28 protein-coding genes are annotated in these 25,799 nt (G+C 31.8%); 13 read left to right on the top strand and 15 right to left on the bottom strand.

Translation table 11 applies throughout. The features are described from left to right. The first annotated feature begins 2 nt into the window (after positions 1–2). Both ACO6VN_RS14225 and ACO6VN_RS14230 read left to right on the top strand, forming a co-directional pair. Positions 3–977, top strand: a complete 975-nt coding sequence (locus tag ACO6VN_RS14225; protein WP_194200034.1) for a Gfo/Idh/MocA family protein — start codon at positions 3–5, stop codon at positions 975–977. Beyond that, positions 970–1,272 (top strand): hypothetical protein, encoded by a 303-nt coding sequence (locus ACO6VN_RS14230; protein WP_016999084.1) that lies wholly within the window; start codon positions 970–972, stop codon positions 1,270–1,272. The genes ACO6VN_RS14225 and ACO6VN_RS14230 overlap by 8 nt, the downstream gene beginning before the upstream one ends. Before the next feature lie 89 nt (positions 1,273–1,361). Here the strand turns inward: ACO6VN_RS14230 and ACO6VN_RS14235 are convergent, their stop codons facing one another. The 3 genes from ACO6VN_RS14235 to ACO6VN_RS14245 are packed head-to-tail and all read right to left on the bottom strand — an operon-like array spanning position 1,362 to position 3,197. Continuing rightward, the gene (locus ACO6VN_RS14235) at positions 1,362–1,637 is read right to left on the bottom strand and encodes a GNAT family N-acetyltransferase (RefSeq protein ID WP_194200033.1); all 276 of its coding nucleotides are present in this window, start codon (positions 1,635–1,637) and stop codon (positions 1,362–1,364) included. 23 nt (positions 1,638–1,660) lie between these two features. Then, positions 1,661–2,587 carry a manganese-dependent inorganic pyrophosphatase gene (locus tag ACO6VN_RS14240; RefSeq protein ID WP_194200032.1) on the bottom strand — a complete coding sequence of 309 codons (927 nt, stop codon included), beginning with the start codon at positions 2,585–2,587 and terminating at the stop codon, positions 1,661–1,663. A 58-nt stretch (positions 2,588–2,645) separates the two neighbouring features. Then, on the bottom strand, positions 2,646–3,197 hold the full coding sequence (locus tag ACO6VN_RS14245; protein WP_194200067.1) for a cysteine hydrolase family protein: 552 nt from the start codon (positions 3,195–3,197) through the stop codon (positions 2,646–2,648). 86 nt (positions 3,198–3,283) lie between these two features. Here ACO6VN_RS14245 and ACO6VN_RS14250 point away from each other — a divergent pair, with 86 nt between their 5' ends. Beyond that, entirely contained in the window at positions 3,284–4,411 is a 1,128-nt protein-coding gene (locus tag ACO6VN_RS14250) for a glycosyl hydrolase family 28-related protein (RefSeq protein WP_194200031.1), read from the top strand. A 77-nt stretch (positions 4,412–4,488) separates the two neighbouring features. Here ACO6VN_RS14250 and ACO6VN_RS14255 read toward each other — a convergent pair whose 3' ends face one another. The 12 genes from ACO6VN_RS14255 to ACO6VN_RS14310 all read right to left on the bottom strand — a co-directional run bounded on the left by ACO6VN_RS14255 (position 4,489) and on the right by ACO6VN_RS14310 (position 14,711). Further along, positions 4,489–5,298, bottom strand: coding sequence for a prephenate dehydratase (locus ACO6VN_RS14255; protein WP_016999079.1), 810 nt, complete (start codon positions 5,296–5,298; stop codon positions 4,489–4,491). A gap of 14 nt (positions 5,299–5,312) precedes the next feature. Then, complete coding sequence (locus ACO6VN_RS14260; RefSeq protein WP_422404815.1) at positions 5,313–6,371, bottom strand: nitric oxide synthase oxygenase; 1,059 nt, start codon at positions 6,369–6,371, stop codon at positions 5,313–5,315. Between the two features lie 65 nt (positions 6,372–6,436). After that, the gene (gene hisIE / locus ACO6VN_RS14265; RefSeq protein ID WP_064205131.1) at positions 6,437–7,069 is read right to left on the bottom strand and encodes a bifunctional phosphoribosyl-AMP cyclohydrolase/phosphoribosyl-ATP diphosphatase HisIE; all 633 of its coding nucleotides are present in this window, start codon (positions 7,067–7,069) and stop codon (positions 6,437–6,439) included. Continuing rightward, positions 7,066–7,824, bottom strand: a complete 759-nt coding sequence (hisF, locus tag ACO6VN_RS14270; RefSeq protein ID WP_422404816.1) for an imidazole glycerol phosphate synthase subunit HisF — start codon at positions 7,822–7,824, stop codon at positions 7,066–7,068. The genes hisIE and hisF overlap by 4 nt, the downstream gene beginning before the upstream one ends. Beyond that, positions 7,821–8,525: a 1-(5-phosphoribosyl)-5-((5-phosphoribosylamino)methylideneamino)imidazole-4-carboxamide isomerase gene (hisA, locus tag ACO6VN_RS14275; protein ID WP_016999075.1), complete on the bottom strand. Its 705-nt coding sequence runs from the start codon at positions 8,523–8,525 to the stop codon at positions 7,821–7,823. The genes hisF and hisA overlap by 4 nt, the downstream gene beginning before the upstream one ends. Next, positions 8,518–9,099 (bottom strand): imidazole glycerol phosphate synthase subunit HisH, encoded by a 582-nt coding sequence (gene hisH / locus ACO6VN_RS14280; RefSeq protein ID WP_194200028.1) that lies wholly within the window; start codon positions 9,097–9,099, stop codon positions 8,518–8,520. Before hisH ends, hisA begins: the two co-directional genes overlap by 8 nt. Then, the gene (gene hisB, locus ACO6VN_RS14285; RefSeq protein WP_016999073.1) at positions 9,096–9,674 is read right to left on the bottom strand and encodes an imidazoleglycerol-phosphate dehydratase HisB; all 579 of its coding nucleotides are present in this window, start codon (positions 9,672–9,674) and stop codon (positions 9,096–9,098) included. Before hisB ends, hisH begins: the two co-directional genes overlap by 4 nt. Next, on the bottom strand, positions 9,646–10,656 hold the full coding sequence (locus tag ACO6VN_RS14290; protein WP_135032125.1) for a pyridoxal phosphate-dependent aminotransferase: 1,011 nt from the start codon (positions 10,654–10,656) through the stop codon (positions 9,646–9,648). The genes hisB and ACO6VN_RS14290 overlap by 29 nt, the downstream gene beginning before the upstream one ends. Positions 10,657–10,659: 3 nt before the next feature. Continuing rightward, complete coding sequence (gene hisD / locus ACO6VN_RS14295; RefSeq protein ID WP_016999071.1) at positions 10,660–11,916, bottom strand: histidinol dehydrogenase; 1,257 nt, start codon at positions 11,914–11,916, stop codon at positions 10,660–10,662. Then, a complete protein-coding gene (hisG, locus tag ACO6VN_RS14300; protein WP_064211552.1) occupies positions 11,906–12,523 on the bottom strand; it encodes an ATP phosphoribosyltransferase in 618 nt (205 codons plus the stop codon). The genes hisD and hisG overlap by 11 nt, the downstream gene beginning before the upstream one ends. A gap of 9 nt (positions 12,524–12,532) precedes the next feature. After that, positions 12,533–13,363 carry an ATP phosphoribosyltransferase regulatory subunit gene (locus ACO6VN_RS14305; protein ID WP_194200025.1) on the bottom strand — a complete coding sequence of 277 codons (831 nt, stop codon included), beginning with the start codon at positions 13,361–13,363 and terminating at the stop codon, positions 12,533–12,535. A 175-nt stretch (positions 13,364–13,538) separates the two neighbouring features. Continuing rightward, positions 13,539–14,711 carry an MFS transporter gene (locus ACO6VN_RS14310; protein WP_064204887.1) on the bottom strand — a complete coding sequence of 391 codons (1,173 nt, stop codon included), beginning with the start codon at positions 14,709–14,711 and terminating at the stop codon, positions 13,539–13,541. Between the two features lie 159 nt (positions 14,712–14,870). On the opposite strand from ACO6VN_RS14310, the gene ACO6VN_RS14315 reads away from it, so the two are divergent. The 10 genes from ACO6VN_RS14315 to ligA all read left to right on the top strand — a co-directional run bounded on the left by ACO6VN_RS14315 (position 14,871) and on the right by ligA (position 25,793). Continuing rightward, entirely contained in the window at positions 14,871–16,343 is a 1,473-nt protein-coding gene (locus tag ACO6VN_RS14315; RefSeq protein WP_194200024.1) for a nicotinate phosphoribosyltransferase, read from the top strand. Beyond that, positions 16,343–17,164, top strand: coding sequence for an ammonia-dependent NAD(+) synthetase (gene nadE, locus ACO6VN_RS14320; RefSeq protein ID WP_422404829.1), 822 nt, complete (start codon positions 16,343–16,345; stop codon positions 17,162–17,164). The genes ACO6VN_RS14315 and nadE overlap by 1 nt, the downstream gene beginning before the upstream one ends. A gap of 64 nt (positions 17,165–17,228) precedes the next feature. Further along, positions 17,229–17,798: a DUF2179 domain-containing protein gene (locus ACO6VN_RS14325; RefSeq protein WP_016999065.1), complete on the top strand. Its 570-nt coding sequence runs from the start codon at positions 17,229–17,231 to the stop codon at positions 17,796–17,798. Further along, positions 17,788–17,964 carry an NETI motif-containing protein gene (locus tag ACO6VN_RS14330; protein WP_016999064.1) on the top strand — a complete coding sequence of 59 codons (177 nt, stop codon included), beginning with the start codon at positions 17,788–17,790 and terminating at the stop codon, positions 17,962–17,964. Before ACO6VN_RS14325 ends, ACO6VN_RS14330 begins: the two co-directional genes overlap by 11 nt. A 258-nt stretch (positions 17,965–18,222) precedes the next feature. Continuing rightward, complete coding sequence (purB, locus tag ACO6VN_RS14335) at positions 18,223–19,518, top strand: adenylosuccinate lyase (RefSeq protein WP_016999063.1); 1,296 nt, start codon at positions 18,223–18,225, stop codon at positions 19,516–19,518. A 76-nt stretch (positions 19,519–19,594) separates the two neighbouring features. Continuing rightward, positions 19,595–19,897, top strand: a complete 303-nt coding sequence (locus ACO6VN_RS14340) for a YerC/YecD family TrpR-related protein (protein ID WP_016999062.1) — start codon at positions 19,595–19,597, stop codon at positions 19,895–19,897. A gap of 148 nt (positions 19,898–20,045) precedes the next feature. Continuing rightward, a complete protein-coding gene (locus ACO6VN_RS14345; protein WP_103269081.1) occupies positions 20,046–20,759 on the top strand; it encodes a M15 family metallopeptidase in 714 nt (237 codons plus the stop codon). A gap of 151 nt (positions 20,760–20,910) precedes the next feature. Next, a complete protein-coding gene (locus ACO6VN_RS14350) occupies positions 20,911–21,594 on the top strand; it encodes a heptaprenylglyceryl phosphate synthase (protein WP_016999060.1) in 684 nt (227 codons plus the stop codon). A gap of 12 nt (positions 21,595–21,606) precedes the next feature. Beyond that, entirely contained in the window at positions 21,607–23,787 is a 2,181-nt protein-coding gene (gene pcrA, locus ACO6VN_RS14355; protein ID WP_064204891.1) for a DNA helicase PcrA, read from the top strand. Between the two features lie 2 nt (positions 23,788–23,789). Further along, the gene (gene ligA, locus ACO6VN_RS14360) at positions 23,790–25,793 is read left to right on the top strand and encodes an NAD-dependent DNA ligase LigA (protein ID WP_422404817.1); all 2,004 of its coding nucleotides are present in this window, start codon (positions 23,790–23,792) and stop codon (positions 25,791–25,793) included. The last annotated feature ends 6 nt before the right edge of the window (positions 25,794–25,799 follow it).

Below are 25,799 nucleotides of genomic sequence, written 5' to 3' on the forward strand. Positions count from 1 at the left end.
TCATGAAATTTGGTTTTATAGGTACAAATTGGATAACTGATAAATTAATAGAGTGTGGTAGACAAACAGCTACTTTCGAACCTTATGCTGTATATTCTAGAACAGAAGAAAGAGCTAATTATTTTAAAGACAAACATGATTTAAAAGAAATTTTTACAGATTTAAATCGATTTTGTGAATCATCCAATTTTGACGCTGTATATATTGCTTCACCTAATGTATTTCACTTTGAACAAGCAAAGTTGGCAATTGAAAATAATAAACATGTTTTAATAGAAAAACCAGCTACTATCAATGTGGAACAATTTGAAGCATTGTCTAAACTCGCACATGAATATAATGTAACTGTTATGGAAGCGATGAAATCAACTGTATTAAAACCATTTTTACAGTTTGCTAAAGCAAATGCAGATATCGGAGAAATACGTTATGCAGATTTTCACTATCATCAATACTCTTCTCGATATGATAAATATAAAGAAGGTATAGTTGAAAATGCTTTTAAACCAGAGTTAGGAAATGGCGCATTAATGGATCTAGGTGTATATGCAGTTGCACCGGCTATCCATTTATTCGGATTCCCTAAAGAAATAAAAGCAACAGGGTTCAAATTAGATACAGGGGCTGATGGCCAAGGTAATGCGATTTTAAATTATGATTCATTCCAAGTCACAATAAGTTATTCTAAAATATGTGATCGACCAAGTCCTTCTGAAATCATTGGAGAAGATGGTTATGTAACTATCAATAAGATAAGTGCTCCTACTGTTATAAATGTATTTAATAAAGATGGTTCAATAAAAGATACTTATAGTGATAGTGATGATTATACAATGAAAGAAGAAATAGAAGAGTTTATAAAATGTATTGAAAATAATAAAATAGAGTCTTCTATTAATACACACCAAAGAACGATAGACACTTTGAAAGTATTAGATGAAATTAGAAATCAAGTAGGGGTTCAATTTAATGACTAAAAAAGTCATAATAACCGTTAGTATTATTATCATTATATTAATTGTTATTGCTACAACTGTACCGTTTAAACAAGAACCATCATCTACTACAAGAGTTGTTGTGGATCACTTTAATCATAAATATGCTTTTCCAAACTGTTATGATTATGAAACAGCATCGAATTATATTGATGAAGTTACATTCAAAGATGCAAAAGACCTTGGATATCCACCAATGAATAAATGTACAGAACAAGAAGCTAAACCAAAACATAAAACACTTTTGAAAAGATTAATAGAAAGTACTGATATATAAGTGGTGAGACATTAGTTTCTAGATTGAAAAAAACCTCCTAATCCGTTAGATTTTTAATTAATGGATTAGGAGGCTTTTTACTTAAAATATTATTTCTTTAATACGTCGTGTGTGCTTTGGTCTTTGTCCATAACGTCTTTCACATATGGACATACAGGGTCTATAACTTTGCCTTCGTCTCGGGCCTTGTCAATAACAGTGTCTACTAACTTTCTAGCTGTTCCTTGTCCACGTAGTGACGGGTCTACAAACGTGTGATCAACTACGAGAACATTACCATCTGAATCATGATACGTGATTTCAGCATCAAATTGATCTTCTGATTCTCCAACATAGAACTTGTTCGTACCTTGTTTAATTTCCATTGCAAACACACTCCTTATAAAAGTTATTTACCTAAAACATCATCAATTGGTGGTACTACTTGCTTCTTACGTGATACCACGCCAGCTAATAATGCTTGGTTGTTTTCTAACTTAGTACTGAATGCTTTTTCAACAGCTTGTTGTTCTTTACCTAGAGCAATAACTGTTGAATCACTATTTAGTATATCAGTGATGATGAATACAAATAAATCATACTGCTCATTAGCAATGATTTTATTGATTTCATTTTCAACATCTTCTTTGATTTCTAATACTTCATTAACATCAACTGTGTTAACTTGAGCAACTCTAACAACTTTATCACCCATATTGAAAGATTTAGCATCCATATTTAATAGGAATTCTGGTGATTTACCTTTAACAGATGCACCAGCTTTAAGCATCTCTAGACCATATTCATTTAAATCAACATTGGCAATTTTCGCTAATGCTTCACTTGCTTTAATATCTTCTTCAGTACATGTAGGAGATTTAAATAATAAAGTGTCTGAAATAATTGCTGAAATCATTAAACCAGCAATTTCTGGTTTGATTTCGATGTTATGTTCTTCATACATTTTTTTAAGGATTGTCGTTGTACACCCAACAGGCTCTGCTCTGTAGTATAAAGGTGCAGCTGTTTCAAAATTGCTAATTCTGTGATGATCAACCACCATAGTAACTGTAGCGTCTGCAATATCATCAGCACTTTGTTGGAATTCATTGTGATCAACTAGGATAACTTCTCTATCTTTTACAGAAGTTTCTAATAGTGATGGCGCTTCTACTTTGAAATAATCTAAAGCGAATTGTGTTTCGTCAGATACTTCTCCTAATCTTACTGCTTCTACATCATTACCTAATTCTTTTTGTAAGTCTTGCATTACTAAAGCTGAAGCAATAGTATCTGTGTCAGGATTTTTATGTCCAAAAATTAATGTATTTACCAATGTGAATTCTCCTTTTACTATCATTATTCTAATATTTATTTTAACATGAACGAAACGTCTATTCTACAACAGCGCCTAGACTATTTTCAAAATGTGTAAGAGCCCAATCATGCCCAGCTTGATTGAAAGATGCCACGCAATTTTTTGGAATATAAATTCGATAATTAAGGTTGTAAGCATCAACAGCAGTATGTAAAACACAAATATCAGTACATACGCCAACAATTTCTATTGTATCAATATTGCGCTCTCTTAAAAGGCTATCTAAATTAGTTCCATAAAATGCGCTATATCTAGTTTTATCAATCCAAAATACATTTTTTTGATTTTTAATTTGTTCATATTGAGGTTTTAATGATTGATATAAATCGCGACCTTCAGTACCTACGATATTGTGTGGCGGAAATAATTTAGTTTCAGGATGATAAGGGTCGTCTTTATGATGATAATCCATTAAATAGAATATATTTTCGTCATTTTTATTATATGAGTCAATTTTACTAAATATATTGTCTTCGATTACTTGTCCCGGCTCACCACAAGTTAAGTTACCATTTTCTGCTACGAAATCATTTGAATAATCTACTACTATTAATGCTTTCTTCAAAATAATATCCCCCTAATTGTTTATATTTAATAATCGGTGTAATATGTTTATAAGAAAAGTATACGCTAAATCAAGGTGGTTTTGAAGTTATGACTAGAATAATTAATGTTGCGAATTATGGTGCCAAAGGTAAATGTGGCGTTCTAGATACTTTAGGGATTCAACTCGCTTTATTTGAAGCGAGAAAAGGGCCAGTAACTGTTTATATACCTAAAGGTGAGTACCACATTTTATATGAACTTGTGATTTATCGTAATACAAATCTTATATTACACGATGATGCTACATTAATAAGAAAATCTCCTAGCGCTATGTTGAAAAATGGACACAGTTTTAAGAAATATTATGGTTATGAAGGACATGGCAATATTAATATAATTGGTGGCACTTTTGATGCATATGGTGATACTAATAATACAAATAACACGATTATGTCGATAGGTCATGCTAAGAATATTCAGATTCATGATGTCACGTTTAAAAATGTAGTAGGGGGACACGCTATTGATGCCTGTGGATTGGATGGATTTTATGTGACGAATAGTCATTTTCTAGGTTTTAGAGATGATAGTGGCACAAGATCTTTCAGTGAAGCTATCCAAATTGATATACAAACAGAAGGAGCATTCCCTAAATTTGGTGCAACAGATGGTACGGTTACAAAGAATGTAATAATAGAAAATTGTTATTTTGGAAATTCCGGAGATATGAATATGTCTGCATGGAATAGAGCTATTGGGTCACATGCAAGTATGTATGATTGCTTTTATGAAAACATACATATACAAAATAATAGATTTGATGGGCTGGGAGATTATGCAGTAACAATGCTTAAATCAAAAGAAACTACGATTACAAATAACTACTTTGTTAATTGTGAGGGTGGCATTCGTTATTTAGCAGTGCCAACAGGTAAGTATTCTATGGATATCAATAAAGTAGATAAAGGTGCACAGTCTGGTTCCACATTGTTAATAGGTAACAATAAGTTTGAAAATATTAAATCAAAACAAAGTATTCTTATAAAAAGTTATGAAAAATCAATCAATAAAGATATTTATATTTATGATAATAAATTCATTGATAAAATATCTGATAAAATTCAATTTATTAACGCCTCAGATATCTATTTGTATAATAATTTTAATTTATCGCAAATTAAACAAAAAAATGTAGAGCGACTTAATGAAATTATAGAAGGAACTGAAAATAAATAATATTAAGATATAAAAAAGTGCTCACAATCCCAAGGTTGTGAGCACTTTTTTATATCATTTAATTCTATATGTAAAATCTATATATCTTTATTAAAATTACCTAACACGTTAACTTTGAAATCTAATGTTTTTAATATTGTAATTACTTTCTTCATTTCTACGTCATCAGCGCTACAATCAGCTTGCACGAAGAAGTGATACATGCCTAATTTTGTTTTTAAAGGACGTGATTCAATCCATGATAAGTTAATGTTAAATAAAGCGAATGTATTTAAAATGCTTGCTAATAAGCCTGGTTTGTCTTCATCAGGTGTTATAAGTAAGATGCTATCTGTCGCTTTTTCAACTCGTTTTTGTTCAGAGGAAAGCACTAAAAATCTAGTTGTGTTATGTGGATAGTCTTCAATATGTGTTGCTAATGCGATAACATCATTGCGATCTTTTTCTAACCCCATTGGTGCAATTGCTCCAGTGTGTTCATCTATTTCATCTAAACTTTGCACAGTACTGTTTGAGTAACGATATTTAAATTGATGTTTTGTTATAAATTTTGATGTTTGATTAATAGCAGGGGCAATTGATACAACTTCTTTAATATCTTCTAAATTTGTACCTTCTTTAACGTATAGTGAAAAAGCTATGTCTAAATGTAGTTCATCGATAACATGAACTTTTTGTTCTGTTAGTGTATCAGCAATAATATTAATTGTACCTTCTATTGAATTTTCAATAGGGGCAATAGCTATACTATCTTTATCTGATTCAATTGCTTTTACAACTTCATATAAGTTAGATTGTGGTATGTAATCAGTAATATTTTCATTTTTATAATTTAATGCTGCCATATGTGAGAATGTCCCGGTAGGACCTAGATAGTATAATTTCATAAAATTCTTCCTTTCTAATGAAATGGACATTTATTGCCTTTCTTTTTATATAAAAAATTTGGACTTCTTGTTTCATTATCATATCCTTTATGATAATTATGTACAAGAGATGGTGACAATGGTGGGGCAAGCCAGCTCCATTTCCCAGTAACTTTACGATTTTTATTTTCTTCATTTTCTTCAAATTTCTTGAACTGTTTTGATGCTGTGTAATGGTCAACTATGGATACACCAGCTTCTTTAAATGAATGGTAAACAGCATAATTAAATTCAACTAATGCTCTATCTCTCCAATAACTTGTGGTCTTAGTAGTATCAAGGTTTAATGCATTAGCAATATCTTTTAGCTTGTCGTAACGATATTCATCAGTAAAATTACGTACGCCAATTTCCGTCTCCATATACCAACCGTTAAAAGGAGCGGTGTGATAATAAAGGCCACCGATTTCTAAATCCATATTTGAAATGATTGGAACAGCGTACCATTTTAAGCAGAGTTGCTCTAAAAGGGGATACTCATCATGTTTAATAAGTATTTCTTTTATGAGATTGTCTTTATAAATATGATAATTTAATGGTTGTTGTTTATAACGATATATTAAAGGTAATAAATCAAAATCAGTGTAATCACTTTTCCAATTTAAATGTTCAGCTAATTGAGTAATATTTTTTGATTTTGGATCACCCTTATTTTCGTAACCTGCATATCTAATGAGTTGTTCATTTTTAATTTCAAAGTCATTTGAATAAATACTAATTAATGGTCTGATTTTTCCGTTGTTGGTAGCTATTTCAATATGATTTTCTATAGAGTGGACAAAATCTATTTCATTATCAATAAAGCGCATGTCTCTAACATTTAATTTATCCCAAAACAGTCTTCCAATACATCTATTAGAGTTTCTCCACGCAACTTTAGCACCGTATATTAACTCATCTGTTGTATGTTTATAAGTGTTTGTTTCATTTATTTCATTGATTATTTGTTGGATTCTTTTCTTTGTTTCTTCGTTATCGATATTTAATTCTTGATGCATAGATTTAATAAAAGCAGTCGCTTTTTCCTGTAACATATTAACACCTCTATGTTCTAGTATAAGCGACTGCATATTTTTAACAATATTTGATTTATGACAATTTACCAATTTTTTATATCGTTTCGTTCACCTTTAAAATTTCCTGATTTTTTATGACGTTCAGATAGTACTTCTTTTACTTCTTCTATTGATACGCCTCTATCATGAAGTAAGACAAATAGGTGATACAATACATCGGCCACCTCATTTTTAAGTTCTTCATTATCTTGTTTCATTGAAGCAATGACAACTTCAAATGATTCTTCGCCAAACTTTTTAGTGATTTTTTCAATACCTTCATTTAATAAATATTGTGTATAAGATTGAGAACGGTTTGATTGAACACTTTCTTGAATAGTTTCTTCTAAAGATTCTATAGAAAAAGGCTCATCGGTATTAAAGCAACTTTGCGAACCTGTGTGGCACGTCGGACCATCTGGGTTAACTTGAATTAAAAGTGTATCATCATCACAGTCTAAATTTATGTCTATCACATGTTGAATATGATTTGATGATTCACCTTTTTTCCAAAGGCGTTCTTTACTTCTTGAATAAAACCAACAAACTTTATCTTGAACTGTTAAATTAAAAGCTTCCTCATTCATATAGCCAAGCATCAACACTTGTCCTGTTTTATAATGTTGCAATATAGCTGGTAGTAATCCTTTAGAAAAATCTGGGGAAAGGTTATTCATCTCACGTCAACTCCTTCTTTTGCTAAATGAGATTTAACAGCTTGAACTGTCGTTTCTTTATCATGAAAAATACTTGCTGCTAAACCAGCTGATACATCAGTTTGTTTGAATAAATCTACAAAGTGTTGACTGTTTCCGCCACCACCTGAAGCGATGATAGGTATAGAAACATGTTTCTTAATCTCGCTAAGCAAAGTATGGTCAAAACCTTGTTTAACACCATCATAATCCATACTTGTGACTAATAGTTCACCTGCACCTAAAGATTCAACTTCTTCAACCCAATCTAACACACGTTTATCAGTTCTCTTCTTTCCACCATGTGTATAACAATACCAATCTTGTTTATCATCTTTCCATTTAGCATCAATAGCTATACAAATGCATTGCTTTCCAAATTTTTCACTTGCTTCTTTAATAAAAGATGGATTGTTAAGAGCGCTAGAATTTAGTGAAATTTTATCAGCGCCATGGTTAAGTAGTGATGATATATCATCTATAGTACTTATACCGCCACCGATTGTTAAAGGAAGGAATAACTTAGATGCAGTTTCAGAAATAATATCTAACATCATTTGATGTCCATTTTCAGTTTTAGAAATATCTAAAAAGACAAGTTCATCTGCAGCTTCGTTATTATAGTATTCAGCTAACTCAACAGGGTTACCGATATCTCTTAAACCTTTAAATTGAACGCCTTTAACGACACGCCCATCTTTTACGTCTAAGCATGGGATTATTCTTTTCTTTATCATGAAATGCCCTCCCAAAATGAATCTGTATTTGCTGCTTTTCCGACAATCGCTGCGTGAACATTTAATCTTTCTAGTTGTTCAATGTCTTGTTTGCTACGAATACCACCAGAAGCAATAATTGGTATATTAGTCGAGGTTACGAGACGCCCAGTGAGTTCAAAGTTAGGGCCTGATAATTTACCGTCTTTAGAAATGTCTGTATAAATAATGCCACCTAGTGGTAAGCCATCAATTTGCGTAATAAATTCAAATAAATTGATACCGGCATCGTCAATCCATCCATTTAATTTAATTTCTTCAACATAAGCATCAACAGATAAGTAAATTTTGCCAGGATATCTATGCGCAATTTCAGATAGCCAATTTATATCGCTTATACCTTTAGTACCTACAATAATGTATTCAATCCCTTTATCGAAATAGGCGTCTATCGTTTCAAGTGTTCGAATGCCACCGCCAACTTCTATAGGTAAATCTGTTAAATGTACGAGTTGTTCTATGTAGTCTGATTCAGTAGGTTGTTGATTTTTTGCACCAATTAAATCTATTACGTGAATTCTAGACACGCTTTTGAATTGTGAGTAAAATTTAATTGCTTCTTCAGCTGTTCTATTCATAGATTCTTTAGAGTCATATTTTCCTTCTGTAAGTCTTACATTTGTTGAATCAATTAAGTCAATTGCTGGCCAAATTTCAATCATGTAAAAAACCTTCCTTCAAAGCTTTGTCTAGTATTTTTAGTCCAAAATCACCGCTTTTTTCTGGGTGAAATTGTATACCGATAATATTTTCTTTTTGAACAATCGCTGTTATAGATTGACCATAATCGGCTGTCGCTACAATAGGTAAATCAGTTGTTACATGGTAAGAATGAATAAAGTAAACATCTTTATTTAGTAATGGATAAGTACTCTGTAAAGTGTTCCAACCTAAATGTGGAACAGGGTAGGGACTGCTAATAGGAACAACTTTGCCTTCTAGTAATCCTAGTCCTTTAGTTGAACCTTCTTCACTAAATTCAAATAACACTTGCATACCTAAGCAAATACCTATAATACGATGACTATCTTTAATGTCGTGAATTACACGATCAAGTCCACTTTTTTGAAGTTGCAACATCGCGTCTTTAAAATGCCCAACGCCTGGTAATATAACGTGAGTACTTGATTTAATCATTTTTTCATCTGATGTTAGTACAGCATCGTAACCTAAATTTAGCAATGCGCGTTCTATATTTTTAATATTACCTAAACCATAATCGATTATCGCAATCATTCGATCACACCTTTAGAAGAAGGGATACCTTCATAATCATTTGCACTTAAAGAAATCTTAAGACTTCTAGCAAATGCTTTAAAGATACCTTCTATTTCGTGGTGTGTATTTCCTCCTCTTAATAAATCAATGTGGGTCGTAAGACGAGCATTAATGACAAGTCCTCTAAAAAATTCTTCAACAAGTTCAGTATCAAATGTACCAACTTTTTCTCTTGAGAATTCAGCATTAAAAGATAAATAAGGACGACCACTAATATCAGTTACAGCACGCGCTAATGTTTCATCCATCGGAATATAGAATGAACCATATCTTGCAAATGACTGCTTATCTTTAATAGCTTCAAGTAATAATTGTCCGATAACTATGCCGATGTCTTCAACAGTATGGTGGTCATCTACGTAAGTATCTCCATCTACTTCTATGTTTAATGAGATACCACTGTGGAAGCTAAACAAAGTTAACATATGGTCTAAAAACCCTACACCGGTATTAATATTTGTTTCTGTATTTTCAAAAGATAATTCGATATCAATATTAGTTTCTTTAGTTGTTCTTTTCTTGCGATAAGTCATATGATTTCCTCCAGTCAATTACAATTTGTTCTAATTCATTCAATTGGTGTTCAGTAGCGATAGAATAACGTACAGTATGTGACATTCTATTGTCACCATAAAATCTAGGGAAGAATCCGTTACTGTAAATGTATTCTCCTAAATCATTTGCTAAGTCACCATACGTTAATACAAAGTTTGTCTTAGAAGGTATAACATGGATGATATCACTCACATGTTCTTCAAATATATCGCGCAATTGTATGCTTAAATTTCTCTGTCTGTTTATTAACGATTGAACCCGATCTGTATCATCAAATAAAGACTTAGCGATTTGTAAAGTAAGTGTATTTAAAGGATATGGATGAGCAATACTATTTAATTTTTGGATAGTCTTTTCAGTAGAAATGACAATTCCTACTCTTAAGCCTGCTAATGCAAAAGCTTTACTCAAAGTTCTCATTTGAATGACATGGTCCTCTAAGTCAATTACATATGCATCACCAAAATCCAAATATGCTTCGTCAATTACAAAATATCCTCCGATTTCTTTCATAAGTTGAGAAATCTCGTTTAAAAATTGTTCAGGATACTGTATGCCTGAAGGATTGTGAGGGACACTCATTATGAAAAATGCTGGTTTAATGCGTCTAATTTCATTTAAGATTTTATATAAAGAAAACGTGAAATCAGGTTCTGCATCAACATAATAAATAGGTCGTTTAATTTGTTGAGCGTACGCAGTATACATAAAGAAATCTGGATTTAAAGTTAGAACAGGACCTTCAGGTAGAGCAATCATACATTTTTGAATCCACTCATCGGAACCATTAGCTGCAGAAATCTGATTAGGAGATAATCCATAAAAGTTAGCATAAGATTCAAGAAATGCATCATACTCTTCATCTGGATAGAAATTAAATTCTGATGAAGCAATAATTTCTTTTAATTTTTCTGACTCCATAGCAGGTATGGGGCTTTCATTTTTATTAATCCTTATCATATATCAGTACTCCTTGTTGTTATTTAATCTGATTTCTAGAGATTTTTTATGTTGATATAAGCCTTCCTCATCAGCAATTTTAATCGCACTAGGTGCTATTTTTTGAAAAGCATATTCATCTAAATGTATAACAGAATGGCTAGTTAAAAAGTCATTTACTGTTAAACCATTTGAGAATCTTGCTGTTTGGTCCGTAGGCAATACGTGACTTGGCCCAGCAGAATAATCTCCGATAGCTTCCGGTGAATATTGACCTAAGAACATCGCACCAACATATTTAACTTTGCCTATATATATACTAGGATCAGTTGTTTGAATGGATAAATGTTCTGGAGCTATATAGTTAACGATATCAATAGTTTCGTTTGTGTCAACTGTATGAATAGGGTAGTGATAGTCAGAAATACTTTTTTCTATAATCTCTTTTCTTGGAGAAGCATCAATCGCTTTTTGTAAATTTTGGCTTACTTTAGTTAAAAATGATTTGTCTGTTGATATAAGAAAAGTTCTTGCTTTCTCGTCATGTTCTGCTTGAGCTAAGATGTCTTGAATGATGTAATCTACATTAGAATAATCGTCCGCAATAATGGCTATTTCACTAGGACCTGCGATTTGATCAATACCAACGACGCCATATAATAATTGTTTACTTAAAGATACAAATTGATTACCAGGACCTACTATTTTGTCGACTTTTGGAATTGTTTCAGTTCCGTAAGCTAAAGCAGCTATACTTTGTGCACCACCAACTTGGAAGACGCGATTTACGCCAGCAATATAACATGCAGCAAGAATAGCTGAATTAATACCATCTTTTTGAGGTGGTGTTACGACTGTAATTTCTTTAACATCTGCAACTTTTGCTAATGTTGCAGTCATCAATACAGTAGAAGGGTAACTTGCTTTTCCACCGGGTACATAAATGCCGACTTTTTCAATAGGATGATAAAGTTGGTATGTTTGACCAGTTGTGACATTTTCATGTTTGATTTTCTGTTGAAATGTTTTAATGTTCTCGTGACTATTCATTAATGCTTGTTTTAATTCTTCAGAAATTAAATTAATGCTATTTTCTATTTCTTGTTTAGAAACTTCTAAATTTTCTAGTTTAACATTGTCGAATTTCTCATTATATTTAAATAATGCATTATCTTTATTTTCTTTAACATCGTTAATTATATTTTTTACATTTTCAGTATGACTAGCTTCAGTGATACAATCTTGTTCAAATTTTTGTTTGAATTCAGTTTTAGATAGCATTAATAGACACTCCAATCTCTTTAATAAAGGATTCTATGCTTTTGGACTTACTAAAGAACGCATGTTTATTGGTTATTAATTTTGCATTAATATCTCCTATGGATTCCTTTTCTTCTAATCCATTAGATTTAAGGGTGGTACCTGTTTGGACTATATCTACTATAGCGTCTACCATATTAACGACTGCAGCTAATTCTACAGACCCGGACAATGGTATGATGGATACATCTTGTCCTTTTTCTTTAAAATACGCTTTTGTTGTTTTAACGTATGTTGTAGCAATTTTTTTATATTCCGTTACTTCTGGTTTGCTTGCAACAGCAAAATGACAATATCCAAACGGTAAATCGACCAAGTTATTTACATTTAAGTTCTCTTTTTCATCTAAAATATCACTACCTGTAATACCAATATCTGCAATACCTTGTTCTACGTACGTTGAAACATCTTGACCTTTTACTAAGATAAATCTAACGTCCTCACTTTGAATTTGTAATTTTCTCTCTCTATTATTTAATGCTTCTACCCATTTACTGTTTCCGTTTGAATCAATAAATTTTATGAAGTCTTTTAATAAACGACCTTTACTTAATGCAACTGTTAACATAAGAACCTCCTAATTTAATTGGATACCAAAGCCAAATCCTTCTAAAGTGCCCTTATAATGACCGCCTGAAGCTATTGGATTTCCATTTTCGTTTTGATAAAGTTGAATAAAACTTCCCACGTAATAAGATTTTGGAGGCATTGTTGTAATATCTAAATGTACGTGTTGAACACCAGATTCTTTAAGTGCCTTTTTCCAAAATTGTAGAGACTGATAAGTAGGGTGATTAACATCAGCAAAAGTTGTTAGAAATTCTAATTGTTTATGTGTTGGTGTTTTTAAAAGTTTTACAACAGGATGTTCTTGTGTTAATAATTTTGATATTTTCGAAATGTTACGTTCACTTATTGCCTGATACAATTCATCTGTATGTTCTTCTGAAGAAAGCAATAAATCGAATAATTGATAATGACCGATTACAGCAAAATCAATATTTAAATCTAGTTTAGTATGAATAAAATCGTAGATATATTGATAACATTGAAGCATGTCTTGTCTAGTCGGGTTAAAAATTTCGATACCTAGGTTTGTGTGAATATGTTCATTCACTGCGATAGGTCCTGCATAAGTAACACGGGATGCTTTCAGTTGATATTCACGGCTATAATGTTGTATTTGATCTGTCCAATCATTTCTTAAACTATAGAATGAATCACCATTTTTCCAAATACTGCGTGTATCTAAACTATCTAAATCATCTTGTGTTAGTTGTTTCCATTGGAGTTTTTCAATAAAACTCATATCGATTACTTCGAAATTTCTTTCATTAAAATAGTTTAAAAAAGCTAATTCTTTCTCTTTGTTTGAAATAACATCTTCTTTATAACGTACATAATCCATATTATTAACCTCGCTTTTACTCTCTACCAAACTAAAGTGTTTTTTAATTTATAGAGAATACTATAACACGGTTAATTTAACTTATCAATTGAAAGTTCTGAAAATTTGTATAGTTTAAACAATTAAAAAAATAGTCCGGGTCATTTTTTATGTCCCGGACTCTAATATAGAAATTTTATGATTGTGCTGTTTCAGTTGGTGTTTTATGAAATAGTAATAAAATGAACACGATAAATATAAATGAAGCAACCATTGTAAAGAAGACAGTACCATTTGATATTTCAATAATTGCGCCACCTAGCATCGGTCCGATTATACTACCAACACTAAACGACATAGCAATCATTAAATTCCCGGCAGGTAAGTTGTGTCGTGGTGTTAAGTCTGTCATAAAGCTGACACCTAAACCATAAAATGATCCAGTGAATAATCCGGCTGTAAGGAATAGAGCCATCATAATAAATGGTGTCGTTGGTAAGAAGTCGCCCAATAGGAATATAACACTGCCTATTAAAGTTAACCCTGTTAATACTTTTTTACGTCCATGCAAATCACTGAACATACCAATTGGTACTTGGAATAATATTGCTCCAAGGCTAAATGCAGGTAATATTAATGTGATACTTGTTACATCTAAACCATTTCTTAAACCGTATACTGGGAAGTTACTGTGTAAACCAGCTTCAAATAACCCGTATAATAATGGAAACATAAATGCAATCCAAGAAGTTTTGATTACATCACCGAAGTTTTTCAATGTATTAATCATGCTAATAGGACGAACATTAGATGACGGAAATTCATTGTGTATTAATAAAACTAAAGAAATTGTAATAATGGATAGAATTGCAGATAAGATAAATGGTAATGTTTCTGAAACATCTACGAGTTTAGCCAGTAGAGGTCCGAGCATAAACCCAGCAGAAAAACTAAAACCATATACAGAAATGGTTCTACCTAATTTTTCTTTAGGTGTGATATGAGTTAACCATGTTTGTGTACTGAAATGTAACATATTATCGCCAATACCTATTAAAAGTCTTAAAATAAACCAAATGGATAAGGTTTTTAAAACAGGGAATAAGAGTAAGGATAATGCGACTATAGCGCCACCTATTAAAATCATATATTTAAATCCACTGCGACGTACAAGACCTTCAATAAAGAATGAAGATAGAAATACACCAATATATAAAGATGTTGCATGTAATCCATTTAAAGAACTAGAGACACCGCTTCTTTCAAATATGACTGATATTAATGGTAAAAGCATCCCTTGTGAGAAACCAGAAACAGCAACAATGATTGAGAGTATAATAAATAATTTTTTAAATGATGAATTTTTCATTTCGTAGCCCCCCCACGTATTTATTTGACATCTTTAGTATTTTATCACAGAGATAAATCACTTTATATGAAGAAATTAAAATAATTTCAAATTCTAAAATTAATTATCAAAAGTATGATAAAATAATATAAAATTACATAATCTGAGGAGTATCTAACAATGTATATATATGAAGACGATAGTTTAATGTTACACACGGATTTATATCAAATAAATATGGGAGAGACTTATTGGGGCGATGGCATTCACGAACGTACAGCAGTATTTGATTTATACTTTAGAAGTATGCCTTTTAATAGTGGTTATGCTATTTTTAGTGGTTTAGAAAGAATAGTTCAATTTATTGAGAATCTTAAATTTACAGAAACTGATATTGAATACTTAAGAGAAGTAGGCTATAAAGATGATTATTTAGCTTATTTAAAAGAATTACGTTTTACTGGTAACATTCGTGCAATGAGAGAAGGAGAGCTTTGTTTTAATAATGAACCATTAATTAGAGTGGAGGCGCCTTTAATACAAGCGCAATTAATCGAAACAGCCTTATTAAATATAGTGAATTTCCAAACTTTAATTGCTACTAAAGCAAGTAGGATTAAGCAGGTAGTGCATGATGAAATCGTTATGGAGTTTGGCACAAGACGCGCACAAGAGATGGATGCTGCAATTTGGGGAGCTAGAGCTGCTGTTATTGGTGGTTTTGATTCAACTAGTAATGTGAGAGCTGGTAAATTATTTGGTATTCCTATTTCTGGAACACATGCCCACTCAATGGTACAAACATATGATGATGAATATGTAGCATTTAAAAAATACGCTCAAAGACATAAAAATTGCGTTTTCTTAGTAGATACATTCCATACACTAAAATCGGGTGTACCAAATGCTATTAAAGTGGCTAAAGAACTAGGCGATAAAATAAACTTTATTGGAATTCGTTTAGATTCTGGAGACATCGCGTATTTATCTAAAGAAGCAAGAAGAATGTTAGACGAAGCTGGTTTTGAAGATGCTAAAATATTTGCGTCTAACGATTTAGATGAAGAAACAATTACAAGCTTGAAAGCGCAAGGTGCAAAAGTAACAGCTTGGGGTGTTGGCACAAAATTAATCACAGCTTATGATCAACCAGCTCTTGGTGCTGTTTATAAATTAGTAGCTATTGAAGATGAGAATGGTGAATTATCAGACAGAATTAAAATTTCAAATAATGCTGAAAAAGTTACAACTCCTGGTAAGAAAAATGTTTATAGAATTATAAATACGAAAACAAATAAATCTGAAGGTGACTATATTACTTTAGAAGAAGAAGATCCAAATAAAGAAGAAAAATTAAAAATGTTCCATCCAGTTCATACTTATAAAATGAAATATATTAAAAACTTTAAAGCAATCGATTTACACCATGATATTTTTAAAGATGGAGAACTAGTCTATAAATTACCTGAAATTGAAGAAATTAAGGAATTTGCATTCAATAATCTAGAAATATTATGGGAAGAAAATAAGCGTTACTTGAACCCTGAAGAGTATCCAGTGGACTTAAGTAAAACTTGTTGGGATAATAAGAATAAGAAAATCTTTGAAGTTGCTGAAAGAGTAGCAGACGCTATAAAGGAAGTGGAAGAATGATGAGAGATTTACAATCAATCATAATTAAAGAAATGAACGTAAAACCGACGATAGATCCAGAACAAGAATTTATAGAAATTAAAAACTTTTTAAAGTCATATATAAAAGCGCATAGCTTTATTAAATCACTTGTTTTAGGTATTTCTGGTGGACAAGATTCTACATTGCTTGGGAAAATTGCACAAATTACAGTAGATGAATTAAATGAAGAAGAAGGCGCTGAGTACGAATTTATAGCTGTAAGACTACCATACGGTGAACAATTTGATGAACAAGATACGCAAGATGCGTTAGATTTTATTAACCCGACGAAACGTGTAACAGTTAATATTAAACCTGCAGTGACAGCAAGCATTAAAAGCTTAAATGAAGCGGGCGTTGAATTGACGGATTTCCAAAAAGGAAATGAAAAAGCAAGAGAACGTATGAAAGTACAGTATTCAATTGCATCTGCAAACAGTGGTTTAGTATTAGGTACTGACCACGGGGCTGAAAACATTACAGGTTTCTTTACTAAATTTGGCGATGGTGCGTGTGATGTAGCTCCATTATTTGGTTTAAACAAAAGGCAAGGTAAAGCAATTTTAAAATATTTAGGTGGACCAGATCATCTTATTAATAAAATACCAACTGCTGATTTAGAAGAAGATAAACCAGCTTTACCAGACGAAGTAGCACTCGGTGTAACATACGATGCGATAGATGATTTCTTAGAAGGTAAGAAAATTGATGAAAAAGATCAAGAAATCATTCAAAAACATTATGTAAGAAACGCTCATAAAAGAGAAATGCCTTATACTAGATACACTTGGCCAAAATAAAGCGTGACTTTTGTTAATTACGTTGATAAAATGATTCCAGTATTTTGAAAAATGGAGGGTTTAAATGTCAGCTATATTAGATAATCCATGGTTGATGGTACTATCAATATTTATTATTAATATTATTTATGTATCATGCTTAACTATGAGAACCATTTTGACATTAAAGGGATATCGATATGTAGCTGCTGCAGTAAGTGTACTAGAGGTAGTTGTTTATGTTATTGGATTAGGTTTAGTAATTAATAGTTTAGATCAAATTCAAAACATTTTAGCTTATGCGTTAGGATTTGCAGCGGGTATTATTGTTGGTATGAAGATTGAAGAAAAAATAGCTTTAGGATATATTGTAGTTAACGTTACAACTGCAGAATATGAAACAGATTTACCAAGAAAGTTAAGAGATTTAGGATATGGTGTAACGCATTACGTTGCCAAAGGAAGAGACGGCGATCGATTAGTAATGCAAATATTAACACCAAGAAGATTTGAATTAAAACTGATGGACACAATTAAACAGTTAGATTCAAAAGCTTTCGTAATAGCATACGAACCTAAAAATATTCATGGTGGCTTCTGGGTTAAAGGCGTACGAAGTAAAAAATTAAAGGCGTATGATACAGATGAAGTTTAAAGTAGAAGACAATGAAACAATCGAAATGTGCCTTAAACGTATGAGAGAACAAGGATACACACCTGTAAAAAGATTCGAAAAACCTGTATTTATAGAAAATAAAGATGGCGAATATGAAGTCCTAAAACAAGAAATCCAATTTGTCGGTAAAAAAATAAAAGATTAATTAAAAGTTAGGTTTGAATTGAGCATTATACTCCTATCAAAGTAGATACTTAAAAAGTAAAATTTTGATAGGAGTTTTTTATGTTTTTATCGTATTTAGCTTTTAATTTTGATAAGCACTGTTACAATGTATAATGTATTTAAAAATATATTTCTTGCACTAATTCACGAACTATATTTATATTTTTATAAATAATGTACGTATTGTGTGATGTTTGTTATACTGTAAGTGACTAATATATGATAGGAGAATTTATCAATGATTGAACGTTATTCTAGAGAAGAAATGACTAATATTTGGTCTGAACAAAATCGTTTTGAGGCTTGGTTAGAAGTAGAAATACTTGCTTGTGAAGCATGGAGCAAGCTCGGACATATTCCAGAAGAAGATGTAAAGTTAATTAGAGAAAATGCTAAAGTCGATGTAGACCGTGCAAAAGAGATCGAACAAGAAACAAGACATGATGTTGTAGCATTTACACGACAAGTTTCAGAAACATTAGGAGAAGAACGTAAGTGGGTACATTACGGTTTAACTTCAACTGACGTAGTAGATACGGCATTAAGTTATGTTGTTAAACAGGCAAATGAAATCATTGAAAAAGATTTAGAAAGATTTTTAGAAGTTTTAAAAAATAAAGCTATTGAACATAAAACAACTTTAATGATGGGTAGAACACATGGTGTACATGCAGAACCAACTACATTTGGTATCAAAATGGCATTATGGTATACGGAAATGAAACGTAACTTAGAAAGATTTAAACGTGTACGTGAAGAAATTGAAGTTGGTAAAATGAGTGGAGCTGTTGGTACATTCGCTAACATCCCGCCTGAAATCGAAGAACATGTATGTAAAGAACTTGGGTTAGATTGTGCACCGGTTTCAACTCAAACATTACAACGTGATCGACACGCTTACTACATTGCGACATTAGGCTTAATCGCAACTTCTATAGAAAAATTCGCTGTTGAAGTTCGTGGATTACAAAAAACTGAAACAAGAGAAGTTGAAGAAGCATTTGCAAAAGGACAAAAAGGGTCATCAGCTATGCCTCATAAACGTAATCCAATTGGATCAGAAAACGTTACTGGTTTAGCACGAGTTATTCGTGGTTATATCACTACCGCTTATGAAAACGTTCCTTTATGGCATGAAAGAGATATTTCACATTCTTCAGCAGAGCGTATTATGTTACCAGATGTAACAATAGCTTTAGATTACGCTTTAAATAGATTTACAAATATTATAGATAGATTAACAGTATATCCTGAAAATATGAAAAAGAATATAGACAAAACATTTGGCCTTATATACTCTCAACGTGTTATGCTAACATTAATCAATAAAGGTATGGTTAGAGAAGAAGCTTATGATATCGTTCAACCAAAAGCGATGGAATCTTGGGAAACTCAAACACCATTTAGAACATTAGTTGAACAAGACAGTAGAATTACTGAATTATTGGACGCTAAAGAATTAGATGAATGCTTCGATGAAAATCATCATTTAAACCAAGTAGATACAATATTCAAGAGGGCTGGTATAGAATAAAATAGTTTATGCTGTACTTTAATAGAGTAATGCATTAAAATGCAATTAATGAACTTATTAAACAGGGGTTGATTTTTTGCAAATTGAAAAATTACGAGGTCAAGCACTAAACGAACTATTTGATGCTATTTTAACGCTCGAAACTAGAGAAGAATGTTATCAATTTTTTGATGACTTATGTACAGTTAATGAAATACAATCATTATCTCAACGACTTCAAGTTGCTAAGATGATTAAACAAGGCAACACATATGCACATATTGAAAAAGAATCAGGTGCATCGACAGCTACTATTTCACGTGTTAAACGTTCTTTGCAATGGGGCAATGATGCTTACACGATGATTTTAGAAAGAATGAACATAGAATTCGAAAAATAGGTAATAGAGTCTGAGATACATATCTCTTACTCAAAATACAGGCTGAGACATTTAATTATGTCTCAGCCTTATTCATTATATTTAATTTTGATAAATTATATGAAAAGCTATATAATTGTTAAATTAGGTTAATTAGGGAGCGTTTATAATGAAGAAGTTATTTACAGCACTTGCTGTTGCTACACTTTTATTAAGTGCATGTGGTATACAGCAAAATACAGAAGATAATCAGTCAGAAGAGAATAAGTCTAACAATGAATCGAAACAAAATGAAAACAACAAGCAAAAAGAAAATGAAAAACAAGATGAAAAAGATAAACATAAAGTTACTAAGAAAAATGGTGTAACTTATGTTGACGGTCATGTTTTTGTAAATAAAAAAATTGATTTACCTAAAGATTATGCGCCTGGTGAAAATGCTACTGCAAGAAATCAATTGAACAAATTAATTCAAGATGCAAGAAATCAAGATTTAGATTTAGTGTTTAGAAGTGGTTATCGTTCTTATGAGAGCCAAGAACAGTTATATAAAGATTATGTAGCAAGAGATGGAGAAGAAGCTGCAAACCAGTATAGCGCAACACCTGGTAACTCAGAACATCAAACAGGTCTCGCTTTTGACGTAGGTTCTGATACAGCTACAGATGATTTTAGATCTTCTTTCGGTGATACTGATGAAGGTAAATGGATGGAAAAACATGCACATGAATATGGATTTATTATTAGATATTTAGAAGGTAAAGAAGATATTACCGGATATCAATATGAACCATGGCACTTAAGATATGTTGGAAAAGATTTAGCACAGAAGATTCATCAAAAAAATGTAACATTAGAAGAGTATTTTGATTATGGATATTAATTTTATTAAATGTTAAAAACAATAAGCGAATTTTTACGATTATGTGGAGCGTATTATTCGCTTCTTTTTTGTTTGAAATCGTCTATTTCATTTCGGAATTCAATCACAAAAATGCTATAATTAACCTTATGATAATTAAAGGAGATTGAGTATGTACGATATTAAATTGTGGCGACATGTGTTTAAATTAGATCCTGCTAAATCCATAACAGACGATGATTTAATGAAAGTTTGTGAATCAGGAACAGATGCCATCATAATTGGTGGTACAGATAACGTGACAGAAGACAATATACTGAATTTGATGAGTCGTGTTAGACGTTATCCTTTACCTTGTGCATTAGAAATTTCGAATATTGAAAGTGTTGTACCAGGGTTCGATTTCTACTTTGTTCCAAGTGTCTTAAACAGTGATGAAGTTAAATATCATAACGGTATTTTACATGAAGCGGTGAAAGAATATGGATACATGATGGATTTCGATGAAATATTTTTAGAAGGTTACGTTGTTATGAATGAAGAAAGTAAGGTAGCAAAGTTAACTAAAGCTAATACTCAATTGGATGTTGAGGATTTAATAAGTTATGCACGTATGGTCGATAAATTATATCATTTACCAATTTTTTATTTAGAATATAGTGGTAAGTATGGCAACGTAGAAGAAGTAAAAGCTATTAAAGAACATTTAGAGCAAGCACAACTTTTCTACGGTGGCGGTATCAATGATTTGAATAGTGCTCAAGAAATGGCAGAGTACGCAGATACAATAGTAGTAGGTAACATCATATATGATAATTTAAAAAAAGCTTTACAAACTGTAAAAGTAAAACAATAAAGGAAGGTTTTTATGAACGCATTGTTAGATAGAATGAATGACGAACAAAAACAAGCAGTCAAAACGACTCAAGGCCCATTATTAATCATGGCAGGTGCTGGTAGTGGTAAGACTAGAGTGTTGACGCATAGAATAGCATATTTACTTGATGAAAAAGATGTATCGCCATATAACGTATTGGCTATAACGTTTACAAATAAAGCAGCTAAAGAAATGAAAGAAAGAATCAGTCATCTCGTTGGTCCTGAGGCTGAAAGTATTTGGATATCAACATTCCATTCAATGTGTGTAAGAATCTTAAGACGTGACATTGATCGAATTGGAATAGAAAGAAATTTCACAATTATTGATCCAACTGACCAAAAGTCAGTTATAAAAGAAGTATTAAAAAAAGAAAATATAGATAGTAAAAAATATGAACCAAGAATGTTTATTGGGGCTATTTCTAATTTAAAAAACGAATTAAAGACAGCTGAAGATGCAGAAAAAGAAGCGAATGATTTTTATGCTTCAATGGTCGCACGAGTATATAAAGGCTATCAAGAAAAATTATTAAGAAATCATGCTTTAGATTTTGATGATTTAATTATGTATACGATCCAGTTATTTAATCGCGTACCAGAAGTATTGGAATATTACCAAAATAAATTCCAATATATTCATGTAGACGAATATCAAGATACAAACAAAGCGCAATATACACTTGTACAATTATTAGCAAATAAGTTTCAAAATATATGTGTGGTAGGTGACTCTGACCAATCTATATATGGTTGGCGTGGTGCTGATATTAAAAATATTTTATCTTTTGAAGAGGATTATCCAAACGCACAAACTATTTATTTAGAACGAAATTACCGTTCAACTAAAACTATTTTAACTGCAGCCAACGAAGTCATCAGAAACAACTCAGAGAGAAAACCGAAAGCTTTATGGACTGACAATACTTCAGGTGGAAAAATTCAGTATTATGAAGCGACAACTGAACGTGACGAAGCAGAATATGTTATTCGTCAAATATTAAAGAAAAAGCAAGAAGGGTATAATAATCAAGATATCGCGATTTTATATCGAACAAACGCACAATCCCGTGTGCTTGAAGAAACATTTTTAAAATCCAACATTCCTTATACTATGGTGGGCGGCACAAAATTCTATGACCGTAAAGAAATTAAAGATATTTTAAGTTATTTACGTTTAGTTTCAAATAGTAATGATGATATTAGTTTTGAGCGTATTATAAACATACCAAAACGAGGCATTGGTCCTTCTTCTGTTCAAAAAATTGCACAATATGCTTCTATAAATAATTTGAGTTATTTTGATGCATTAGGAGAAGTTGATTTTATCGGGTTATCTAAAAAAGTCACTCAAGAAGGTGCAGATTTTTATGAGATGATGAATAACTTTATGCAGCAGCAAGAATTTTTATCTATAACAGAATTAGTTGAACAAATTTTAGATAAATCTGGTTATAGAAAAATGCTTGAAAATGAACAAACTTTAGAATCTCAAAGTAGACTAGAGAACATCGATGAATTCTTATCAGTACCTAGAGACTATGAAAAGAACACACCAGTTGAAGAACAATCTTTAATGAATTTCTTAACAGACTTATCATTAGTTGCAGACGTAGATGACGCTGATTTAGAAGCGGGTGTTACTTTAATGACAATGCACTCAGCCAAAGGTTTAGAGTTTAAAATAGTGTTTATAGTGGGTATGGAAGAAAGTATTTTCCCTCACTTCAGAAGTTTACAATCTGGAGAAGAACATGAAATGGAGGAAGAACGACGCATAGCATATGTAGCTATTACACGTGCTGAAGAACAATTACATGTGTCCCATGCAACGACTAGAAGTTTATTTGGTAGATCTCAAGCTAATATGAAATCTAGATTCTTAAAAGAAATCCCAGAAGATTTATTAGACGGCGTTAAACCAAAAACTTCATTTAAATCTAAACAAACAGCAACGCCTAAACGTGGTTTTGCGAGAAGAGTTAATAATAATCAAAATTCTAATACTACTTGGAATGTAGGAGATAAAGTAACGCACAAATCATGGGGCGAAGGAATGGTTAGTGCAGTAAATGATAAGAACGGTTCAGTTGAATTAGATATAATATTCCAAAAAGAAGGACCAAAGAGATTACTGGCACAGTTTGCACCAATTGAGAAAAAAGGAGAATAAATATGGAAGAATTAAAATCAAGAGTTGATGAACTTCACCACTTATTGCATAAATTTAATTATGAATACCATGTATTAGATAATCCATCTGTTCCTGATAGTGAATATGATAAATTACTACATGAATTGATCTCAATTGAGGAAGAACATCCAGAACTTAAAACAAGTGATTCGCCAACTGTAAGAGTTGGTGGACCACCTTTATCTCAATTCGAAAAAATTAATCACGATACACCGATGTTATCTTTAGGTAATGCTTTTAACGAAGAAGACCTTAGAAAATTTGACCAGCGTGTAAGAGATAAAGTAAGTAATATAAAATATACTTGTGAGCTTAAAATTGATGGACTAGCAGTATCTCTAAAATATGATAATGGGCGTTTTGTGCAAGGTTTAACAAGAGGTGATGGTACTACTGGTGAGAACATTACTGAAAACTTAAAAACAATTCACGCAATACCTTTAAAAATTAAAGAACCTCTTTCTATTGAAGTGCGTGGAGAAGCATATATGCCTAGAAGTTCTTTCCTTTCTTTAAATGAGCAAAAAGAAAAGAATGGAGAACAACTATTTGCAAACCCTCGTAATGCGGCTGCAGGATCATTGCGACAATTAGACTCTAAGCTAACTGCTAAGAGAAAGTTAGATATTTTCTTATATAGTGTGAATGATTTAACAGAAATTGAAGCGAGCAGTCAATCAGAAGCGTTAAACAACTTAGATGAACTCGGTTTTAAAACGAATAAAGAAAGAGAAACATTTGATGATATTGAAGGTGTATTATCATTTATTGAAAAATGGACAGAAAAAAGAAACCAATTGCCTTATGATATAGATGGCATTGTTATAAAAGTAGATGACTTAAGTCAGCAAGAAGAGCTAGGATTTACTCAAAAATCACCAAGATGGGCAATTGCTTATAAATTCCCGGCAGAAGAAGTTTTAACAACATTGTTAGATATTGAATTAAGTATAGGTAGAACAGGTGTAGTAACACCAACTGCTATATTAGAACCAGTTAGAGTAGCTGGAACGACTGTCTCTAGAGCATCATTACATAATGAAGATTTAATCCATGAAAAAGATATTAGAATAGGCGACAAAGTCGTTATTAAAAAAGCAGGAGACATCATACCTGAAGTTATACGTAGTATAGTAGAAAGTAGAGCAGAAGATAGCGAAGTTTATCACATGCCAACACATTGTCCTAGTTGTGATCATGAGCTTGTCAGAATCGAAGGAGAAGTTGCTCTACGTTGTATTAATCCTAAATGTCCAGCTCAACTTGTCGAAGGGATCATTCACTTTGTATCAAGACAAGCTATGAACATAGATGGTTTAGGCGAAAAAATTATCGAACAATTATACACGCACGATAAGATTAAAGATGTAGGCGACTTATACTATTTAACAAAAGAAGATTTATTACCGTTAGAAAGAATGGGCGAGAAAAAAGTTCAAAATTTATTAACGGCAATCGAAGCATCTAAAGAAAAATCATTAGAACATCTATTATTCGGATTAGGTGTAAGACATCTTGGTATTAAAGCAAGTGGAGTGATTGCTGAAAAGTTTGAGACGATTGATCGATTATTCGAAGCACAAATTGATGACTTAACTGAAATTCCTGATGTTGGTCATAAAATGGCTCAATCTTTAGTAACATATATGGAAAATGAAGACATACAAGTTTTAATTGAAAAATTAAAAAAGAAAAATGTTAATATGACATATACAGGTGTTAAACAATCCGAAATAGAAGGTCATCCATATTTTAGTGGAAAAACATTTGTCTTAACTGGTAAAATGACAGAGATGACACGACCAGAAGCTACTAATATATTACAATCATATGGAGCTAAAGTAACAAATAGTGTTACTAAAAACACAGATGTTGTAATAGCTGGTGAAGAAGCAGGTTCTAAACTCGAAAAAGCAGAAAAATTAAATATCGAAGTTTGGTCAGAACAAGACTGGTTGGATAAATATCGTAATATCAATGAATAGAGGTTA

The sequence above is a fragment of the Mammaliicoccus sp. JADD-157 genome (assembly GCF_049310805.1).
GTDB lineage: Bacteria > Bacillota > Bacilli > Staphylococcales > Staphylococcaceae > Mammaliicoccus > Mammaliicoccus lentus.

Bases quoted from the DNA above. Each gene is read 5' to 3' on its own strand.
- ACO6VN_RS14225 (WP_194200034.1), top strand. From the start codon at position 3: ATGAAATTTGGTTTTATAGGTACAAATTGGATAACTGATAAATTAATA.
- ACO6VN_RS14230 (WP_016999084.1), top strand. From the start codon at position 970: ATGACTAAAAAAGTCATAATAACCGTTAGTATTATTATCATTATATTA.
- ACO6VN_RS14235 (WP_194200033.1), bottom strand. From the start codon at position 1,637: ATGGAAATTAAACAAGGTACGAACAAGTTCTATGTTGGAGAATCAGAA.
- ACO6VN_RS14250 (WP_194200031.1), top strand. From the start codon at position 3,284: ATGACTAGAATAATTAATGTTGCGAATTATGGTGCCAAAGGTAAATGT.
- ACO6VN_RS14255 (WP_016999079.1), bottom strand. From the start codon at position 5,298: ATGAAATTATACTATCTAGGTCCTACCGGGACATTCTCACATATGGCA.
- ACO6VN_RS14260 (WP_422404815.1), bottom strand. From the start codon at position 6,371: ATGTTACAGGAAAAAGCGACTGCTTTTATTAAATCTATGCATCAAGAA.
- hisIE (WP_064205131.1), bottom strand. From the start codon at position 7,069: ATGAATAACCTTTCCCCAGATTTTTCTAAAGGATTACTACCAGCTATA.
- hisF (WP_422404816.1), bottom strand. From the start codon at position 7,824: ATGATAAAGAAAAGAATAATCCCATGCTTAGACGTAAAAGATGGGCGT.
- hisA (WP_016999075.1), bottom strand. From the start codon at position 8,525: ATGATTGAAATTTGGCCAGCAATTGACTTAATTGATTCAACAAATGTA.
- hisH (WP_194200028.1), bottom strand. From the start codon at position 9,099: ATGATTGCGATAATCGATTATGGTTTAGGTAATATTAAAAATATAGAA.
- hisB (WP_016999073.1), bottom strand. From the start codon at position 9,674: ATGACTTATCGCAAGAAAAGAACAACTAAAGAAACTAATATTGATATC.
- ACO6VN_RS14290 (WP_135032125.1), bottom strand. From the start codon at position 10,656: ATGATAAGGATTAATAAAAATGAAAGCCCCATACCTGCTATGGAGTCA.
- hisD (WP_016999071.1), bottom strand. From the start codon at position 11,916: ATGCTATCTAAAACTGAATTCAAACAAAAATTTGAACAAGATTGTATC.
- hisG (WP_064211552.1), bottom strand. From the start codon at position 12,523: ATGTTAACAGTTGCATTAAGTAAAGGTCGTTTATTAAAAGACTTCATA.
- ACO6VN_RS14305 (WP_194200025.1), bottom strand. From the start codon at position 13,363: ATGGATTATGTACGTTATAAAGAAGATGTTATTTCAAACAAAGAGAAA.
- ACO6VN_RS14310 (WP_064204887.1), bottom strand. From the start codon at position 14,711: ATGAAAAATTCATCATTTAAAAAATTATTTATTATACTCTCAATCATT.
- ACO6VN_RS14315 (WP_194200024.1), top strand. From the start codon at position 14,871: ATGTATATATATGAAGACGATAGTTTAATGTTACACACGGATTTATAT.
- nadE (WP_422404829.1), top strand. From the start codon at position 16,343: ATGAGAGATTTACAATCAATCATAATTAAAGAAATGAACGTAAAACCG.
- ACO6VN_RS14325 (WP_016999065.1), top strand. From the start codon at position 17,229: ATGTCAGCTATATTAGATAATCCATGGTTGATGGTACTATCAATATTT.
- ACO6VN_RS14330 (WP_016999064.1), top strand. From the start codon at position 17,788: ATGAAGTTTAAAGTAGAAGACAATGAAACAATCGAAATGTGCCTTAAA.
- purB (WP_016999063.1), top strand. From the start codon at position 18,223: ATGATTGAACGTTATTCTAGAGAAGAAATGACTAATATTTGGTCTGAA.
- ACO6VN_RS14345 (WP_103269081.1), top strand. From the start codon at position 20,046: ATGAAGAAGTTATTTACAGCACTTGCTGTTGCTACACTTTTATTAAGT.
- ACO6VN_RS14350 (WP_016999060.1), top strand. From the start codon at position 20,911: ATGTACGATATTAAATTGTGGCGACATGTGTTTAAATTAGATCCTGCT.
- pcrA (WP_064204891.1), top strand. From the start codon at position 21,607: ATGAACGCATTGTTAGATAGAATGAATGACGAACAAAAACAAGCAGTC.
- ligA (WP_422404817.1), top strand. From the start codon at position 23,790: ATGGAAGAATTAAAATCAAGAGTTGATGAACTTCACCACTTATTGCAT.